At 60.5% G+C, this 16,980-nt stretch carries 14 protein-coding genes; 3 read left to right on the top strand and 11 right to left on the bottom strand.

What is annotated here, in order from left to right; all coding sequences use genetic code 11:
• Positions 1-48: 48 nt before the first annotated feature.
• From nadC to CHH27_RS26035, 4 genes are all read right to left on the bottom strand, one after another.
• On the bottom strand, positions 49-912 hold the full coding sequence (nadC, locus tag CHH27_RS26050; protein WP_094074191.1) for a carboxylating nicotinate-nucleotide diphosphorylase: 864 nt from the start codon (positions 910-912) through the stop codon (positions 49-51).
• Positions 913-922: 10 nt separating this feature from the next.
• Positions 923-2,524, bottom strand: a complete 1,602-nt coding sequence (locus CHH27_RS26045) for an L-aspartate oxidase (RefSeq protein ID WP_094074190.1) — start codon at positions 2,522-2,524, stop codon at positions 923-925.
• A gap of 106 nt (positions 2,525-2,630) precedes the next feature.
• Positions 2,631-3,713 carry a quinolinate synthase NadA gene (gene nadA, locus CHH27_RS26040; protein WP_094074189.1) on the bottom strand — a complete coding sequence of 361 codons (1,083 nt, stop codon included), beginning with the start codon at positions 3,711-3,713 and terminating at the stop codon, positions 2,631-2,633.
• A gap of 331 nt (positions 3,714-4,044) precedes the next feature.
• On the bottom strand, positions 4,045-5,172 hold the full coding sequence (locus tag CHH27_RS26035) for a hypothetical protein (RefSeq protein WP_157739110.1): 1,128 nt from the start codon (positions 5,170-5,172) through the stop codon (positions 4,045-4,047).
• Positions 5,173-5,440: 268 nt separating this feature from the next.
• On the opposite strand from CHH27_RS26035, the gene CHH27_RS26030 reads away from it, so the two are divergent.
• Entirely contained in the window at positions 5,441-6,676 is a 1,236-nt protein-coding gene (locus CHH27_RS26030; RefSeq protein WP_094074187.1) for an MFS transporter, read from the top strand.
• Between the two features lie 75 nt (positions 6,677-6,751).
• Here the strand turns inward: CHH27_RS26030 and CHH27_RS26025 are convergent, their stop codons facing one another.
• The 3 genes from CHH27_RS26025 to glyS form a co-directional block, all read right to left on the bottom strand.
• Positions 6,752-7,156, bottom strand: coding sequence for a type II toxin-antitoxin system death-on-curing family toxin (locus tag CHH27_RS26025; RefSeq protein ID WP_094074186.1), 405 nt, complete (start codon positions 7,154-7,156; stop codon positions 6,752-6,754).
• Complete coding sequence (locus CHH27_RS27825; RefSeq protein ID WP_157739109.1) at positions 7,153-7,296, bottom strand: hypothetical protein; 144 nt, start codon at positions 7,294-7,296, stop codon at positions 7,153-7,155. The genes CHH27_RS26025 and CHH27_RS27825 overlap by 4 nt, the downstream gene beginning before the upstream one ends.
• A gap of 105 nt (positions 7,297-7,401) precedes the next feature.
• Positions 7,402-9,489 carry a glycine--tRNA ligase subunit beta gene (gene glyS / locus CHH27_RS26020; protein ID WP_094074185.1) on the bottom strand — a complete coding sequence of 696 codons (2,088 nt, stop codon included), beginning with the start codon at positions 9,487-9,489 and terminating at the stop codon, positions 7,402-7,404.
• Positions 9,490-9,817: 328 nt separating this feature from the next.
• Here glyS and CHH27_RS26015 point away from each other — a divergent pair, with 328 nt between their 5' ends.
• Complete coding sequence (locus tag CHH27_RS26015; RefSeq protein WP_208988379.1) at positions 9,818-11,293, top strand: bifunctional diguanylate cyclase/phosphodiesterase; 1,476 nt, start codon at positions 9,818-9,820, stop codon at positions 11,291-11,293.
• 32 nt (positions 11,294-11,325) lie between these two features.
• Here CHH27_RS26015 and CHH27_RS26010 read toward each other — a convergent pair whose 3' ends face one another.
• The 3 genes from CHH27_RS26010 to CHH27_RS26000 form a co-directional block, all read right to left on the bottom strand.
• The gene (locus tag CHH27_RS26010; protein ID WP_094074183.1) at positions 11,326-13,266 is read right to left on the bottom strand and encodes a DUF2207 domain-containing protein; all 1,941 of its coding nucleotides are present in this window, start codon (positions 13,264-13,266) and stop codon (positions 11,326-11,328) included.
• Positions 13,267-13,277: 11 nt separating this feature from the next.
• Positions 13,278-13,832, bottom strand: a complete 555-nt coding sequence (locus tag CHH27_RS26005; protein ID WP_094074182.1) for a LemA family protein — start codon at positions 13,830-13,832, stop codon at positions 13,278-13,280.
• 158 nt (positions 13,833-13,990) lie between these two features.
• The gene (locus CHH27_RS26000; RefSeq protein ID WP_094075022.1) at positions 13,991-14,932 is read right to left on the bottom strand and encodes a glycine--tRNA ligase subunit alpha; all 942 of its coding nucleotides are present in this window, start codon (positions 14,930-14,932) and stop codon (positions 13,991-13,993) included.
• Positions 14,933-15,313: 381 nt separating this feature from the next.
• Between CHH27_RS26000 and CHH27_RS25995 the strand changes: the two genes are divergently transcribed.
• Positions 15,314-16,705 carry an MATE family efflux transporter gene (locus tag CHH27_RS25995; protein ID WP_094074181.1) on the top strand — a complete coding sequence of 464 codons (1,392 nt, stop codon included), beginning with the start codon at positions 15,314-15,316 and terminating at the stop codon, positions 16,703-16,705.
• 78 nt (positions 16,706-16,783) lie between these two features.
• On the opposite strand, the gene CHH27_RS25990 is transcribed toward CHH27_RS25995, so the two are convergent.
• Entirely contained in the window at positions 16,784-16,969 is a 186-nt protein-coding gene (locus tag CHH27_RS25990; protein ID WP_094074180.1) for a hypothetical protein, read from the bottom strand.
• Positions 16,970-16,980 lie beyond the last annotated feature (11 nt).

The following is a 16,980-nucleotide window of genomic DNA, read 5'->3' as shown; positions in this document are numbered from 1 at the left end:
AGTGATTAAGGTGTTTGAACTCAGTAAGCGAAGGAGACGGGCTCAGGCTCAGCCCATCTCGATATCGAGGCCGAGATCCAGCACCGGCGCCGAGTGGGTGATCCAGCCGGAGGAGATCAGATCGACACCGGCTTCCGCGACGGCCTTGACCGTGTCGCGCTCGATCCCGCCAGAGGCTTCCAGCAGAACCTTGCCACCTGCCATCACAACGGCTTCCTTCAGGGTCGCAGGCGGCATGTTGTCGAGCATGACCACGTCCGGCCCGGCGGCCAGGGCTTCTTCCAGCTGCGCCAGCGTGTCGACTTCCACCTCGATCTTGACCAGATGACCGGCAAAGGCCTTCGCCGCCGAGATCGCCTGCGTGACACCGCCGGCAACCGCGATGTGGTTGTCCTTGATCAGGATTGCATCATCGAGACCGAAACGGTGATTTGAGCCACCGCCGCATCTGACCGCGTATTTCTCAAACGCGCGCAGGCCCGGGGTCGTCTTGCGGGTGCAGACAATGTCCGCCCTGGTGTGGGCGATCAGATCGGCAAAAGACGCCGTGGCGGTGGCGATGCCGGAAAGGTGCCCGAGATAGTTGAGCGCAACGCGTTCAGCGGCAAGCAGAGCCCGTGCAGGGCCTTCGATCCGGGCGACGACATCGTTGGCAGACAAGCGGTCGCCGTCGGTCTTCTCCGCGTTGAAACTCAAACCTGCATCTGTCTGGCGAAAGGCGCTTTCGGCCAGCGCCAAGCCCGCGAGAACACCGGGCTTGCGGGCCGCGATCACGGCCTTTGCCTGTGCCGTTGAAGGCAGCGTCGCCTGGCTGGTGACATCGCCTGCCCGGCCCCAGTCCTCCAGAAGCGCGGCCTTGACCGCCTCGTCGACCATCAGGCGTGGCAGTTCCGGCAAATGATTGCGGGTCATGCGGAGTTCCTCAAGCCGTCTCGAGCGCGTCGGCCGTGATCGCCTGCACTTCTTTCAAGGTGGTATAGGAGCGGAATGCCATGGCCGGATTTTCGTCCGGGTAGTCCTTGCGGAAATGGCCGCCACGGCTTTCCTGGCGCTTGAGCGCAGCAGCCGCAATGATCTTGCCGGCAATCATCATGTTCTTGATGGACTGACGCACGCAGATCTTCTCTACTTCGGTGATGTCGGCCAGCGCGGCCTTCAGGCCGGCTTCGTCGCGCAGGACACCGACATTCTTTGCCAGCGTCTTGCGCAGGACGGTGATGCCGTTGCGCTCTTCCACATTCCGCTGGCTCGGCAGGCCGGGCGCATCATCCATTTCGTTCCAGAAGGCACTGCGCGGTGTCGGCATCAGCCCCTGGATGTCCTCGGCTATGCGCGCGGCAAAGACAACCGCTTCCAGTAGGGAATTCGAAGCAAGGCGGTTGGCCCCATGCGCGCCCGTGGACGCAACTTCGCCGGCCGCCCACAGACCGTCCAGCGACGTCCGGCCATTGGCATCGGTCAGGACGCCGCCCATGTGATAGTGCTCCGCCGGAGCGACCGGTAGGAGATCCCGGGCGGGATCGAGGCCTGCCGCTTCGGCGGCAGCAAACACCGTCGGGAAATGTTCCTTGAAGCTTGCCCCGATGGCCGTGCGGCAATCCAGGAATGCGCCCCGCCCTTCCGCGATCTCGTTGTGGATGGCCCGGGCGACGATGTCGCGCGGGGCCAGTTCCAGATCCGGGTGCACACCTTCCATGAAGCGTTCGCCGGCGCTGTTGAGCAGGGTCGCACCTTCACCGCGCAGAGCCTCTGTCGCCAGCGGTGCCGGGTCCTTGCCGAGATCCAGCGCGGTCGGGTGAAATTGCACAAATTCGGCGTCGGCAATCACCGCTCCGGCGCGTGCGGCCATGGCCAGGCCATGGCCATTGGCTTCGTGCGGATTGGTGGTCAGGTCGAAGAGGTGGCCAATACCGCCGGAGGCCAGCACCACCGCCTTTGCCGGAAAAGCGAGCCGTTCCAGACCGCCCCGCTTGCGGGCCAGCACCCCGGTCACATACCGGCCTTCGCCGAGAAAACTCTCGCCGAGATAGCCTTCCAGAATGCGGATGGAGGGGGTCCTGCGCACGGCTGCGATCAGCGCGTCCATGATGGCGCGGCCGGCCATGTCGCCGCGCACGCGCACGACACGGCTGTGGGAATGGGCCGCCTCGCGGGAAAACTTCAGACGCCCTTCCAGGTCCTGGTCGAAGGGCACCCCATAAGACAGAAGATCATGTACCCGGTCGCTGCCCTCACGGGTCATCTGCTCGACGATCTTCTCCTCGCAGATGCCACAGCCGGCCGTCAGGGTGTCGTCCCGGTGCTTGTCGACGGAATCATTTTCGGAAATCGCCGCGGCAATGCCGCCCTGCGCCCAGGCGGACGACGCCCCCTGGCCGATCGGCGCGTTGGTGATGACGGTTACCGGACGGGGACTGAGTTTGAGCGCACAGAACAGGCCGGCAAGGCCTCCTCCCAGAATGACGACGTCATCGACATCCTTGCCTATATAGGCAGGTGCAAAATCCTCAACCGACACGGCCATGGGAAACTTCCTGGAACTGAACGGGCTTTGCCCAAGGGGCCTCCGCGCCAGCCTCAAGGGCGATAGCGCGGAAGACAACGCATGATGCGGTTTAGACCGAAGCCGGTCAGATTTTCAAGTTGATCATCCGCTCGACCGCGGTGCGGGCCTTGTCGGCGACCGCCGGGTCGACAATCACTTCCTCTTTCATCTCCAGAAGAGCATCGAGGATCTTGTCGAGCGTGATCCGCTTCATGTGCGGGCAGAGGTTGCACGGCCGGATGTAATTGACGCCCGGGGTCTCGCTGGCCACGTTGTCGGCCATGGAGCATTCGGTGACCATCATCACCTTTTCCGGCTGCCTGGTCTTCACCCAGTCGATCATGTGGGCGGTCGACCCGGCAAAATCGGCCTCTGCCACGACGTCCGGCGGGCACTCAGGGTGCGCGATGATCTTCACGTCCGGTTCGATCTTGCGATAGTCGCGCAGTTCCTCGGCCGTGAACCGCTCATGCACTTCGCAGGCGCCATCCCAGATCAGCACTTCCACATCGGTCTTGTTGCCGACATTGGCGGCCAGATACTTGTCCGGGATCAGGAACACCTTGTCGACGCCGAAGCTCTCAACCACCTGCAAGGCATTGGAAGACGTGCAGCAGATGTCGCATTCCGCCTTCACATCGGCGGAAGTGTTGACATAGGTGATGATCGGAATGCCCGGGTTACGTTCCCGCAGGCCGCGGACATCGGCGCCGGTGATGGATTCGGCCAGCGAGCAGCCTGCCCGCATGTCCGGGATCAGCACGGTCTTTTCCGGGCTCAGGATCTTCGAGGTCTCGGCCATGAAGTGAACACCGCACTGGACAATCACCTCGGCATCCGTCCGGGTTGCCTCGATTGCCAGCTGCAGGCTGTCACCGACAATGTCGGCAACACCGTGATAGATGTCCGGCGTCATGTAGTTATGTGCCAGGATGACAGCATTGCGCTGCTTCTTCAGCTGGTTGATGGCATGGATGGTCGGTGCCAGGGCCGGCCACTCGATGGCCGGAATGATGTGCTTGACCTTCTCGAAGATCGGCGCGGTCGCCTCGGCGACTTCCGGTGTGTAGCTCAATGCCGGACGCTCCAGCTTGCCGTAGCGCTCCAGGGCCGACAGGCCGGTTGCGATCGGTGCACCAACCGGTGCCGTGGTCTGGGCGATGGTCATGGCGACCTCCCTTTTTTGCAGGCTTCAAACGAGGTTGAAGGCTTGCCGATTATTTATACTCAACTTGAGCATATTAGACACAAAAGAAAACGGGCGCTGAGGCCCACCTTTTGCTCTTTCAGAGTTTATATAAGCTTGCCCCGCCCGAAAATCCACCAAAATCGTTGAGAATTTGCGCCCTGATCTTTTTCACTCATGTTTTCATGATGTTAGCGAGAAAATATCACTACCCCACATAGCCGGCAAACCATTCCCGCCTTCCCGGGAGCGCCGAGCGCCCACTCTGGCCCCTTTTCCCGGGCACCGTTCTCCATTGGCTCAGGCGCTGGTGTCAGTCTTTCTTTGCGGCGTCCTCACATTCGATTTCATCGATACCGTGCTCCTTCTTCGCCCTGGCAATCCAGTCCAGCAAGGTCAGCTTGAAGGCGGGACTGGCGTCGCCGAGATCCATGCTCTGGCCCTTTTCAAGCGGCTTGCCGTGCTTGTTGAGAATTTCGACCCCGTTTTCCGCGAGCCGCCATTTCATCGAATTCAGGACAACGTAAGGTTTCTTGTCGAGACACAGAACCGCTGTTTCGAAATACTCGTGCACGTCCATCGTCTTGGCGGCGGGCGTATCGAAGGACCCGACATGTCGCCCCCCCTTCTTGGCATTGCCCTTGTCGTCGATGGCCTTTTGCGCGTGATAGCAAGGGCATTTGATGGCCGGGTTGCCAGACTTTCTGGGATGATAGAACGGCGTGTCGACCGCAAATCCGCCAAGATCCTTACCGCCATGCGGCAACGTGTTGAAAGGCTTCTTCTTTTTCTGACCGTCCTTCTTGTCCCCGTCGCCGACGTCTCGCGTAAAACCCGTGTTGTCCTTGATATACTCCTTCTTGAATCCGTCGACGGCGGGCGTCACCAGCTTGGTGTATTCCCCCTTGTCGTTCTTCTTGTAGAAGCAGAAGACGGACACCATGCAGAGCTTCTTGCAAGTCAGCTTCTTGTCCACCCAGAAGTACCAGTTGATGGCATAGGGTGTGTTGTAGGTATCCTTTTGGGCCTTGCTGCCCTGGAAGCTGCCGCCTTTCTGGAACACGAAATTTTCCTTCAGCAGCTTCTTGTTCAGCTTCAGCAGGTAATCGGGCGACAACATGGACACCAGCGCGTCGCGCGCCGAGAGAATGGCATCCGCGGAACCGAGCAGAACCGACAGTTCCTCGGCCAGTTCCGGCTGGAGATAGTCCGGGATATCCGCCCGCAGGTCCGCAAGGGACCTTGCCTCTTCCAGCAGCGCCCTGGCGGTGACAAGGTCGCCGCTGGCAAGAGCCTCCGTTGCGGCCGCCAGAGCAGCCCGTGCCTGTGCCAGCCGCACTCTTGCGGCATCCGTCACTTTGCCGACCAGATAAGGATCGGCCTCATTCGTGATCAGCTGGCCTTCGTCACAGCCCCCGGTCTTGTCGTCCTTTTTTCTCATTGTCTCCCCCATCGCTGCCCTGTCGCCCGCCATAGGTCGGCAATGCTGCAGGCTCCCAGGTTCCAGCTTCCGCCAATTCCCGGGACATATCAACCGATGGGCGTGCATCACTGCAATTCTGCAACTCAGATCAACCTGTCCGGCACGAGGCGTTTATTGAACGGATGGCATTCCATCAGGAACGCTTATCCACTCATCAAAAATACGCATTTCCCGGAAGACCGGTTTCAGCCTAGTCTGATCGCAATTTCACGATGGATATCTGCCGATGACCACTGCCTCTGACGCCGGGCGGACCGGACCGAACATTCCGCTGATCATTATCTGCGGCTGCCTGATCGCCCTGATCTCCTTCGGGCCGCGATCCGCCATGGGACTGTTCTTTCAGCCCATGACCGAGGCGCGTGACTGGAGCCGTGAACTGTTTGCGCTGGCGATCGCCATTCAGAACCTGATGTGGGGCTTCGGCCAACCCCTTGCCGGGATGATGGCAGACCGGTACGGCACCTGGAAGGCAATGACCCTCGGCACGGTGCTTTACGCCATCGGTCTGCTGCTGATGATAGACGCCCAGAGCGCCGTCGCCCTCCATGTCTCAGCCGGCATTCTGATCGGCCTTGGCATTGCGTTTTCTTCGTTTTCGCTGGTTCTGGCGGCCTTCGGGCGTACGGTCACTCCGGCGCAGCGCTCCCTGGCCTTCGGCATCGGCACGGCGTCCGGCTCTCTCGGACAGTTCCTGTTCGCGCCGCTCGGGGCCACGTTGATCGAACATATCGGCTGGCAGGACACGTTGATTGTGTTTGCCGGACTGATCGCGACGATCCCGTTGCTGGCAATTGCATTGCGCGGAAAGTCGGATGCACCGGTCGCGGCTGGCACCGCTTCGGACCAGAACCTCAAGGCGGCGATGGCCGAAGCCTTCGGCACCCGCGGGTTCCTGCTGCTGACGCTCGGCTTCTTCGTATGCGGGTTTCACGTCGCCTTCATCACGGTGCACCTGCCGCCCTTCATTGCCGATGTCGGCCTCGACCCGGGCCTTGGTGGCTGGGCCATCGCAATCATTGGTCTTTGCAATGTCGCCGGGTCGCTCGCCGCCGGTTACATTGGCGGGCGCTATTCCAAGCCGATCTTTCTGTCGCTGATCTATCTCGGCCGCTCGATCGCCATCTTCACCTTCATCATGTTGCCGATCACCCCGGCCTCGGTGCTGATCTTCTCCGGCGTCATGGGGCTGTTGTGGCTGTCGACCGTTCCGCCGACCTCCGGCCTGGTCGCCGTCATGTTCGGTCCGCGTTACATGGCAACGCTCTTCGGCTTCGTGTTCCTGTCTCACCAGGTCGGTGCGTTTCTGGGCGTCTGGCTGGGCGGCAAACTCTATGACGAGACCGGTTCCTACGATCCGATCTGGTGGTGCGGCATCGTTCTGGGCATCGCCGCGGCCGTCATCCACTGGCCGATCCAGGAAAAGCCGGTCCCGCGGCTGGCCCAGGAAGCAGCGGAGTAGTCGCTTCTCACAGCCGAAGCATCAACCAGTGCAAAGAATTTGATCCGCCATCGCAAGCGATAGTGGATCAAACACTCAGATGCGTTCCGAAAACGCGCGAAAGACGGTCGAGAGCATCTCGATATTGATGCGGTCAGCCATCTGGGCCTTGATGTAGACGGCGAAAAATTCGTCAGCCGGCTCGTTGAGACGAATGCCATTCAACTCAAGAAAAATCAGAGCGGACATGAAGGCAATCCGCTTGTTGCCATCCACCATGGCGTGGGCCTTTCCAACGCCGTAAATCAGTTCGCAGGCCAACAGAAAAACGTCGGTCTCGCCGCCATAATGGTAGCGATTAACCGGACGCTCGAGCGCCGCCATCATGTCGTTCGGACGGACAAGTTCAACGCGATGACGCGGATAAAGTTCCGCGACAACGTCAATCATCTCGTTGACCTGGTCGAAAGAAAGCCAATAGGGCTCAGAGGCCGGTGTCATTCTCCGAGCGATTTCATGGTCGCGGCGAACCGTGTGTTGTTGTCGATGACCATCTCGCGAATGCTGCGCCCGGGCTTCAGTACCGCGCCTGCGGGCGATTGCTCGTCGGTAGGGCCAGCGGCATCTTCCGTCTGCTTCATTTGTGCCCGCTGATCTTCCGACTTGTGGTCCACGTTTTCAACCTTTCACGTTTCACTCGCCTGAAAATACAGCAAGTTGTCACGAAACCAAACTGTGCCGCAGGCTCATCCGGCAACCTTGGAGAAATCCGCCACCACATGGGTCGCATCGCGGATTTCGGCCAACAGCTGCAGGCGGTTCCTGCGAAGGGCCGGATCATCGGCATTCACCAGAATGTCGACGAAGAACCTGTCGACAGGCGCGCGCAGTTTCGACAGGGCTTCCATCGCGCCTTCGAAATTCTCCTGCCCCACCGCCCCGGCTGCCTCGGCGCGCGCTGCGTCGATGGCCGCGGCCAGATCAATCTCGGCCTGCTCCTGCAGATGGTCCGCATGCGGCTTGCCCGTGATCGGTGCGCCGTCCTTCTTCTCTTCCGCCTTCAGGATGTTGACCGAACGCTTGTAGCCGGCCAGCAGGTTGATGCCATCGTCGGACGAAATGAACGTGCCGAGCGCCTCGACCCGTTTGACGACCATCAGGAGGTCGTCCTGACCTTCCAGTGCAAAGACGGCATCGATGAGGTCGTGACGAGCCCCTTCGTCCTTCAGATGCACCTTCAGGCGGTCACCGAGGAACGACAGAAGATCTCCGATGACCCCAGCCGGGTCGCTCACATCGGCCTTTTGAAGCGTAAGCGCGGAGCGCAGGGCTTTGTCCAGCCGGATCCGGAGACCATTTTCCAGAACGATCCGGATCACACCCAGGGCAGCACGGCGCAGGGCGTAAGGATCCTTGGAGCCCGTTGGCTTTTCGTCGATGGCCCAGAAGCCGGTCAGAAGATCCAGCTTTTCAGCCAGTGCAACGGCAATCGCGACCGGATCGGTCGGCACGCTGTCGCTCGGCCCCTGCGGCTTGTAATGCTCCTCGATGGCGGTCGCGACGGACGCATCCTCGCCCTGGGCGTCCGCATAGTAGCGGCCCATCAGGCCCTGCAGTTCCGGGAATTCGAACACCATCTGCGACACGAGGTCAGCCTTGGCGAGCTCCGCGGCGCGTTCGGCCTTCGCCTGGTCAGCACCCACGATCGGCGCCAGTTCGGCCGAAAGCGCGATCAGACGTTTGACGCGTTCGCCGACGCTGCCGAGCTTTTCGTGGAACTTGACCTCGTCCAGTTTCGGCAGATTGTCGCTGAGCCTCGTCTTCAGATCCGTGTCCCAGAAGAAGCGGGCATCGGCAAGGCGCGCGCGAATGACCTTCTCGTTGCCGGCAACGATCAGTTTGCCGCCGTCGTCCGCGACGATGTTGGAGATCAGCACAAAACGATTGGCGAGACGGCCTGTCTTCGGGTCTTTCAGGACAAAGCACTTCTGGTTGACCTTGATGGTCAGCTGGATGCACTCATCCGGGATGGTCAGGAAGTCCTCGTCGAAGCTTCCCGTCAGCACGACCGGCCATTCCACGAGACCGGCGACTTCTTCCAGAAGACCGGGATCCTCGACCAGTTCCAGACCGAGCGCCAGCGCCTGGTCCTTGGCATCGTTCAGGATGATCTCCTTGCGCCGGTCAGCGTCCAGGACGACCTTGTGCTTTTCAAGCCCCATGGCGTAATCATCAAAGCGGCGCACATCAAAGGCCTTGTCGGCCAGGAACCGGTGACCGCGCGTGGTCTTGCCGGACCGGATGCCGTCAAATTCGAACGGCACCACATCCGGCTCTTCGGTCTCCGGGCCGAAGCTGGCAACAATCGAATGCAGCGGGCGGACCCAGCGGGTGCTGGTGGTGCCCCAGCGCATGGATTTCGGCCAGGGAAACCCGCGCAGGATGCCCGGCATGAAATCCGCAATGATATCGATGGCGGTCCGGCCCGGCTTTTCGATCACGGCGACGTAGAAGTCACCCTTCTTGGGGTCGCTCTGGATTTCTGCATCGTCGATCGAGGCAAGCCCGGCGCCGCGCAGAAAGCCTTCAACGGCCTTCTCCGGGGCGCCGACACGCGGTCCCTTGCGCTCTTCACGTGTCGCTGCCGAACCAGCCGGCACACCGGCGACGTGCAGCGCCAGCCGGCGCGGGGTCGAAAAGGCTTTCGCGCCCTCATATGGCAAGCCGGCATCCACCAATGCGTTGGTGACAAGCGTTTTCAGGTCCTCGGCCGCCTTGCGCTGCATGCGGGCCGGAATTTCTTCGCTGAACAGCTCAAGCAGAAGATCTGGCATGAATAATTGACCTTTGGCCTTGGTGGGACGGGCGTCTCCCAATGGGAATGCGCGTCGGTTACCAAGTCGGCGGCGACTTGTCACCCCCCTATCGACACCCGCTCATATACGCAGTTTTTTCAGGGTGTTCGTAACCGGTTTAACCAACAGTTTCACTCTTCTTCAAGAAATCCATGGGAAACTCCTTGACCAGAAATGAGTAAAATTCAGTGGGACTGGCCGCGTGATTAACCGGGAAGTTGCAAACAACCGTCTTTTGACACGATCTATAGTTGCACTTCTTGCAATAGTACTTGTCAGTTTTGCCTCCCTCCAGTTGTTTCCGGTCGTGTTCCCGTCCTATGGGGCGGACCATTCCCATCACGCCTATGACATTCTGACCAGCGTGCTGCTGGGTCTTGCGGCCTTCAGCCTGGCCTATGGCACCTGGGCGACCAAGCGCCTGCGCAAGGAGCTGAAAGTCCGCTCGTCGGCGCACACCGAAGCCCTGGCGCTCGCGCAGCATGATGCCCTGACCGGCCTGCCCAACCGCAGACGGCTGCTTGAGGCATTTTCCGATCTCATCCGGGATGTCAAACCGGATCACTTCCGCGCTGTCATGATGCTCGACCTTGATGGCTTCAAACCGATCAACGACGTTTATGGCCATGCCTTCGGCGACAATCTGCTGCGCAGTTTCGCAGACCGCCTGGCGGAGACACTCGGCAAGGAAGGGATCGTCGCCCGCCTCGGCGGCGACGAATTCGCGATTGTGTCGCCGGTCTTCAAGGACAAGTCGGAAGCCGGCGGCTTTGCCCGCCGCCTGCTGACGCGGATCAATGACCGGTTCGAATTCGGCGACCGGCAGATTTCGATCGGTTCGGGCATCGGCATTGCCATGTACCCGCATGACGGCCACGCAATCACCGAACTGCTGCGCAGAGCCGATATCGCCCTTTACCGGGCCAAGTCTTCCGGCCGGTCGACCTACCGGTTTTTTGAAGTCGACATGGATGCCTCGATCCTGCACCGAACGCTGCTGGAACAGCGCCTGCGCCGTGCCATATCAGAGCAGGAAGTCAAGGCCTATTATCAGCCGATCCTGGACCTCGACACCGGCAAGATCGCCGGATTTGAAGCACTGGCCCGCTGGACGGATACCGACTTCGGCGCCGTACCGCCCCTGCAGTTCATCCCGATTGCCGAAGACTGCGGCATCATTTCCGAACTTACCCAGCATCTGCTGGCCGATGCCTGCAAGGTCGCGCGCACCTGGCCGGAGGACCTCTACCTGTCCTTCAACCTGTCGCCCGTGCAGCTTCAGGACAATGGCCTGCCGGAACAGATCAGCGCCATCCTGAATGCGCACGGTTTCCCGCCGCAGCGCCTGGTTCTGGAAATCACGGAAACCTCGCTGGTCAAGAACCCGGATTCAGCCAAGCGCATCCTGGCCGAGCTGACCGACCTGGGCATCTCCATTGCCCTCGATGACTTCGGCGCAGGGCATTCCAGCCTCAGTTACCTGCGCGACTTCCCGATCAAGAAGGTCAAGATCGATCGTTCCTTCACGGAACGCATGCTCAGCGACAAACAATGCGCCGCCATCGTCGAGGCGATTCTTGTCCTGTCGAAAGGCCTCGATATCGACGCTGTTGCCGAAGGTGTCGAGGAGAGCGACGTTCATGACGCGCTCAACCAGAATGGCTGCCACTATGGCCAGGGCTTTCTGTTCGCCGCAGCCGTCTCCGCCGAGGAAGCGTCCGGGCTTTTGGATGCACAGGCAGATGGTCGCCTGCCGTTTGGCGCCAAGACCGACGCGGCCTGAAGGCCGCCCCGTTCCTGAGGCGTCGCAGGCTCCTACCAGCCGCCACCACCGCCGCCGCCGCCGCCGCCACCGGAGGACCCTCCCGACGAGCCGGAGGATGAAGATGATGGTGCCGGCACGGATGACTGGAACGACCCGGCCATGGAACTCGCCGTCTGACTGACGCTGCTGGAAATATGGCGTATCTCGAAGGACCGGCCGGAATACCAGTTCGGATGATAGCTGGCCGCAGCCGCAGCTCCGGCCGCCGTTGACAGCCAGCGCTCGAAAGTGGTCGCCCAGGGTTTTTCGACATCCAGTGCCACGGCATAGGGAAGCAGCTCCTCGAAATGAACGGTGGTCATGTCTGGAACACCTGTCATGTTGAGCCGGTCCTTTTCTGCAACGGACAGGTAGAGCTTCAGCCCCTCGATCTGGTCGAGCACCTGGCGCCCCCTCAAGGTTGGCGCACCGATAAAGGCGATGGCGCAGAGATTGGTCCAGGCCAGCGCGGCGACAACGAACGGAACAGCGACAAGCGTTTCCAGACCGCCGGTCGCAAGACCAGCCAGCTGGGCTGCCCCGAACAGGGCCACCCCGATGATCCCCATCACGAGGCCGACGCGGAGCACGAAATTTTTCACCGGCAGCAGCAGAAGACCGAAGGCAGCCGGAAACACGATCGCGAAGACGGAGAGAAACAGGAACAGGATCATGAATTCCTGTTCGTTCGGGAATTGCGGCGCCAGGAAGAACAGCACAACAAGTGTGAGCAGGCTTACGAGAATACCCGGAACGAGATAAAGACCGTTGCTTTTGAAGAAGACGTTATGGTTCTCGCCCGAAATCGCGTTGGTGAAAGCATCTCCCAGCTTCTTCACCGAGCGGCCGTTGGCCTTGTTCAGGGTCAGCGGTTTGCCTCGTTTGTCGAGCCAGCGCTCCAGTGCCGCCTCACCTTTTGGCAACCCGTCTCCCGGCGCGCGCCCCGCCCGCCCCTCGGCGTCGAGCGAGAGGGTCATGTCGCCGTCCTGTTCTTCAAGGTTGAGCCGCTTCTTGACGGCCAGACTGAGGCAGGCTGCGGTCAGCGCCACCCAGCCTCCGTCTCCGAACCCACGCCGGTCAATGTATCTTGCAAGCGCCGGCGAGATGTCTGCCGGCGGCGTGAAGCGCGGGAAGATGACGCCTTTCTCCGGATCGCGCCCCACTTTCAGCCAGGCATGGAGATACCAGGCGATCACCAGCAACACACCGAAACCACCGATCAGATCGGCACGATAATCAGCCAGAAATCTCTGAAACCATGCTTCCTGCGACGGTTTTGCCACCGACCCGACAGGCATGGTGACAACAACGGACAATCCCTCCAAGACCTGCAGGGTCTGCGAGGTGGTAAACAGGACCTCCGTGCCACTGTCATTGGTGCGCGCGGTATAGTTCTGACCTGTGTCTCCGAACTCCCCGGTAAAGGCTGTCCAGCCCGTCGCCTTGACGCCCTCCGGAAGGATGACGCGGGCGACCACCTGATCGATCGGAAAATCCCAGTCGTTGCCTGTGACGTTCCAGTAAAGTTCGTCATGTTCGTCGAAATACCGGATCTGGCGGTCGGTCTCATAGGTCAGCTTGTAGCTGTGAATACCTTGCGGGACATTCCTGTTTTCATCGCCAATATAGATCCGAATGCCCTTGTTGTTGTCCCGGATGAAATGGGGAGCGGGTTGTCCGTCGAGTTCGACAGAAAGCAGTTTGAAGCCGACACGGTAGTGACGCCCATTGGCAGCGCGCGCGGTCAAAGGAATGTCTCGGTAGATGCCTCGATCGATCTGGTCCCACTCGGCCCTGACGGTAATGCTCTCCGTCACGGTCAGGGTACCGTCGGCACCAACTTCGATATCAGACAGGTATTTCAGGATGCGTTCATCCGCCTGAGCCGCGATACCGGCAAACAGCAAGAAGACTGCCGACAGAAGAACAGGAAAGAAACGTTTCAAAATCATGGTCTCGCTTGTTAAAACTTCACATCCGGAACAGCCCGATCGGCATCGTCTTCGATCTCGAAATACTCCGCTTTTTCGAACTTGAACTGGCTGGCAATGATGTTGGAGGGGAAACTTTCAACCGCCACGTTGAGATTGCGCACGGCGCCGTTGTAATACCGCCGCGCCATCTGAATGGCGTTTTCAATCTCGTCGAGGGACTGGTGCAGCTCTGAAAAGTTCTGGCTGGCCTTCAGGTCCGGATAGGCTTCGGCAACGGCGAAAAGCCGGCCCAGCGCCTGCGACAGCGCAGTCTCCTTCAAGGCGCGCGCCGCAACGTCCTCTGACGGCAAGGCGCCGACCTGCGCCCTCAGCTCTGTCAGCGAGGTCAGGGTCTCGTTCTCATGGGATGTGTAGCCCTTGACGGTCTCGACCAGGTTCGGGATCAGGTTGGCCCGTCGTTTCAGCTGGACATCGATACCGCTCCAGCCCTCGGCCACCATCTGCCGCTTTTTGACAAGTGCATTATAAAGAACGATTGCAAAGACGCTGACCGCGATCAGAAGCGCAAGAATTAACCAGGCCATCCGGGAACCCTCCAAATTACAGGGTCCGGAAGCTAGCCGCCGCCGGCGGGAATGTCATCCCGTCCGCACGGTCTCAATTGTGTCAGGCTGGTATCAAACGACAATCTGTGCCGGAGAACACAGTTTTCGCGGCTCCGGCACCAAAGACATCTGGAAAACTATTCTGCCGCCTGGTTGTGAAAACCAACGCCGCCAGCTTCCGTTTCCAGGAAAGCTGCACCACAGGCCTTTGCCAATTCACGCACGCGCAGAATGTAGCTCTGGCGCTCGGTGACGGAAATCACGCCGCGGGCGTCAAGCAGGTTGAATGCGTGGCTCGCCTTGATGCACTGGTCATAGGCGGGCAGCACCACCTGGTGCACATTGGCGCCCTTCTCGTCCCGTGCCTTGGCACCGGCGTCCAGCAGCGCCCGGCATTCGGCCTCCGCGTCCTTGAAGTGCCGGAACAGGATCTCGGTGTCGGCATGCTCGAAATTGTGCCGCGAATACTCCTGTTCGGCCTGTAGGAAAACATCGCCATACGTGACCTTGTCGGCGCCTTCCATGCCGTTGTAATTGAGCTCGTAGACGTTATCGACGCCCTGGATATACATGGCCAGGCGCTCCAGGCCGTAGGTCAGCTCACCGGAAACCGGGGAACATTCAAAGCCCGCCACCTGCTGGAAATAGGTGAACTGGGAGACCTCCATGCCATCGCACCAGCATTCCCAGCCAAGGCCCCAGGCGCCCAGCGTCGGGCTTTCCCAGTCATCCTCAACGAAACGCACGTCATGGACCTTCGGGTCGAGGCCGATGGCATAGAGCGAGTTGAGATAAAGCTCCTGCAGGTTGGCCGGAGACGGCTTCAGGATCACCTGGAACTGGTAATAGTGCTGCAGACGGTTCGGGTTCTCACCATAGCGGCCGTCGGTCGGACGGCGGGAGGGCTGCACATAGGCGGCCTTCCAGGGACGCGGCCCGAGCGAACGCAAGGTGGTGGCCGGATGGAAGGTCCCGGCGCCGACTTCCATGTCGTAAGGCTGCAGCACCACGCAGCCCTGGTCGGCCCAGTAGCGCTGCAAGGTCAGGATCAGGCCTTGAAAGGAGTTTTCCGGGCGCATATGCGCCGGCAGGGTCTCGGTCGACATGGGAGTGTTCCGCAAATGTGGCTGGTTCCGGCGGCGACAGGTGCCACGATGCGGGGTGAAGGTCAAGGCAGAGTGTGGTAAATCGCACCTGATCTGAAACGGCATTGATGGAAACACCGCCACCACTGGCAGGCAAAGGACTGGATCTGCGCCCCGCCCCTGTTCCGTTTTCTCATTGACGATGGCATTGAGAGCGGTTACCTAACCCACCGGCTCCGGAATGCCCGCCGCTCGCAGACGATCCCGTCCTGGTGAAATTCCGCTTGAAACGACATCTGTTCCTCCACGCATTTCGCGCTGGTGGCAATGCGAGCCCCTCCTTCAACATCGAAATGCCCAGTTTGGAGAACAGTCATGTCTGACGACACCTCCCGGGCGAATTCGTTCACCCATGGGCCAATTGGCCCGACCCTTCTGAAAACCGCCGGGCCGATCATCCTTGTCATGAGCATGAACGGCTTTCTGACCGTTGCCGACGCCGTCTTTCTCGGGATTTATGTCGGACCGGACGCGCTCAGTGCGGTCACGCTGATGTTTCCCGCCTACATGCTGCTGGCCGCATTGGCGACGTTTGTCTCCAGCGGCATGTCCAGCCTGCTGGCCCGTCATCTTGGCGGAACCCGGTTCGAGGAGGCCCGCGCCGTCTTTGCAGGCGCGCACGGCCTTGCCCTGACGGCCGGCCTTGGCCTGATCCTGCTTTTGCTGCTGTTTGGCCGCATGGCAACGCTTGCGGCAGCGGATGGTGCGGTGGAAATTGCCGGAATGAGCTATGTCTATCTTGCGATCACCATTGGCTTTTCGCCGTTGATGTTCGTGCTCTCGGTCAATTCCGATGCGCTCAGGAACGAAGGCCATGTCATGCTGATGGCAGGCTTGAGCCTGTCTGTTTCGCTCGGCAATCTCGCCCTGAACTACGTGCTGATCGCCCTTCTCGGGCTCGGTGTTGCCGGCAGTGCACTCGGAACCGTCCTGGCCCAGGCGCTTGCGCTCGTGTTTCTGATCGGTTTTCGCCTCAAGGGCCACACGGTTCTGAGCCCGAGAGATGTCTTCGCCAATCCGCTGACCTCGGACTGGCGCGCCATCCTGGCACTCGGTGCACCACAGAGCCTGAGTTTTCTCGGCATCGCACTCGGGTCAGCGGCAACCATCGCGGTCTTGCAACGGTTCGCGGCAGACGGATATGAGGCGACCGTGGCCGCCTTTGGTGTCACCACACGCATCATGACCTTTGCCTACCTGCCATTGCTTGGTCTTTCCATGGCCTTCCAGACCATGATCGGCAACAATGCCGGTGCGCAGCTCTGGCAACGGACCGATGCAACGCTCCGCCTAGGGCTTGGTCTCGCCTTTGGCTACAGTCTTGCGCTTCAGGCCTTGCTGACCTTTGGCGCACCATGGATCGGCCTGGCCTTCGTCGACGATGCGGACGTGATCAGGGAGGTGGGCCGCATTTTGCCGGTGATGGTCGCGATGTATTTCGCAGCCGGGCCGCTTTTTGTGGTGGCGACCTATTTCCAGGCGCTCGGAGACGCCAGACGAGCGGCTCTGCTCAGCCTGGTGAAACCTTATGCGTTTCTGCTGCCATTGCTGGTCTTGCTGCCGCTTGGCTTCGGTGAGTTGGGCATCTGGCTGGCTGGCCCGGTGGCGGAAGGCCTGCTGATCGGGCTGACGGTCGTCACTCTCATGGAGGCTGCGCGCGGCGGCACTGCGAGATGGGGCCTGTTCCGGGCAACGCCGGCGATCTGATCCTCAGGGGCGGGTGGACATGTTCTGCCCGCCCTCATTCATCCTCAACAGACGGGATCCGATCTGTCGAGGTTGATATCAGGCCTGCGGCCGGTATTTGCCGCTGACCGGGTCCAGCACCAGCTTCGGGCCGGGTCCATTGGGGTCGGCTTTGGCGGCGGCACGCGAGATCTGGTTTTCGACTTCGGCCATCTTGCGCTTCACGCGGCGCACGATCCAATAGCCACCCACGGCCAGTGCAGCAACGCCTATCAGTTCGGTCATGTTCTTCCCCT

Source organism: Labrenzia sp. VG12 (assembly GCF_002237595.1).
GTDB lineage: Bacteria > Pseudomonadota > Alphaproteobacteria > Rhizobiales > Stappiaceae > Roseibium.
Note: the sequence above shows the minus strand (reverse complement) of the source record. Positions and strands in the feature narration are given on the sequence as shown.

Excerpts from the sequence above, each read along its gene's own strand:
- CHH27_RS25995 (WP_094074181.1), top strand. The coding sequence starts at position 15,314 with ATGTCTGACGACACCTCCCGGGCGAATTCGTTCACCCATGGGCCAATT.
- CHH27_RS26030 (WP_094074187.1), top strand. The coding sequence starts at position 5,441 with ATGACCACTGCCTCTGACGCCGGGCGGACCGGACCGAACATTCCGCTG.
- CHH27_RS27825 (WP_157739109.1), bottom strand. The coding sequence starts at position 7,296 with ATGAAGCAGACGGAAGATGCCGCTGGCCCTACCGACGAGCAATCGCCC.
- CHH27_RS26005 (WP_094074182.1), bottom strand. The coding sequence starts at position 13,832 with ATGGCCTGGTTAATTCTTGCGCTTCTGATCGCGGTCAGCGTCTTTGCA.
- glyS (WP_094074185.1), bottom strand. The coding sequence starts at position 9,489 with ATGCCAGATCTTCTGCTTGAGCTGTTCAGCGAAGAAATTCCGGCCCGC.
- CHH27_RS26025 (WP_094074186.1), bottom strand. The coding sequence starts at position 7,156 with ATGACACCGGCCTCTGAGCCCTATTGGCTTTCTTTCGACCAGGTCAAC.
- CHH27_RS26010 (WP_094074183.1), bottom strand. The coding sequence starts at position 13,266 with ATGATTTTGAAACGTTTCTTTCCTGTTCTTCTGTCGGCAGTCTTCTTG.
- CHH27_RS26045 (WP_094074190.1), bottom strand. The coding sequence starts at position 2,524 with ATGGCCGTGTCGGTTGAGGATTTTGCACCTGCCTATATAGGCAAGGAT.
- CHH27_RS26035 (WP_157739110.1), bottom strand. The coding sequence starts at position 5,172 with ATGAGAAAAAAGGACGACAAGACCGGGGGCTGTGACGAAGGCCAGCTG.
- CHH27_RS26000 (WP_094075022.1), bottom strand. The coding sequence starts at position 14,932 with ATGCGCCCGGAAAACTCCTTTCAAGGCCTGATCCTGACCTTGCAGCGC.
- nadA (WP_094074189.1), bottom strand. The coding sequence starts at position 3,713 with ATGACCATCGCCCAGACCACGGCACCGGTTGGTGCACCGATCGCAACC.
- nadC (WP_094074191.1), bottom strand. The coding sequence starts at position 912 with ATGACCCGCAATCATTTGCCGGAACTGCCACGCCTGATGGTCGACGAG.
- CHH27_RS25990 (WP_094074180.1), bottom strand. The coding sequence starts at position 16,969 with ATGACCGAACTGATAGGCGTTGCTGCACTGGCCGTGGGTGGCTATTGG.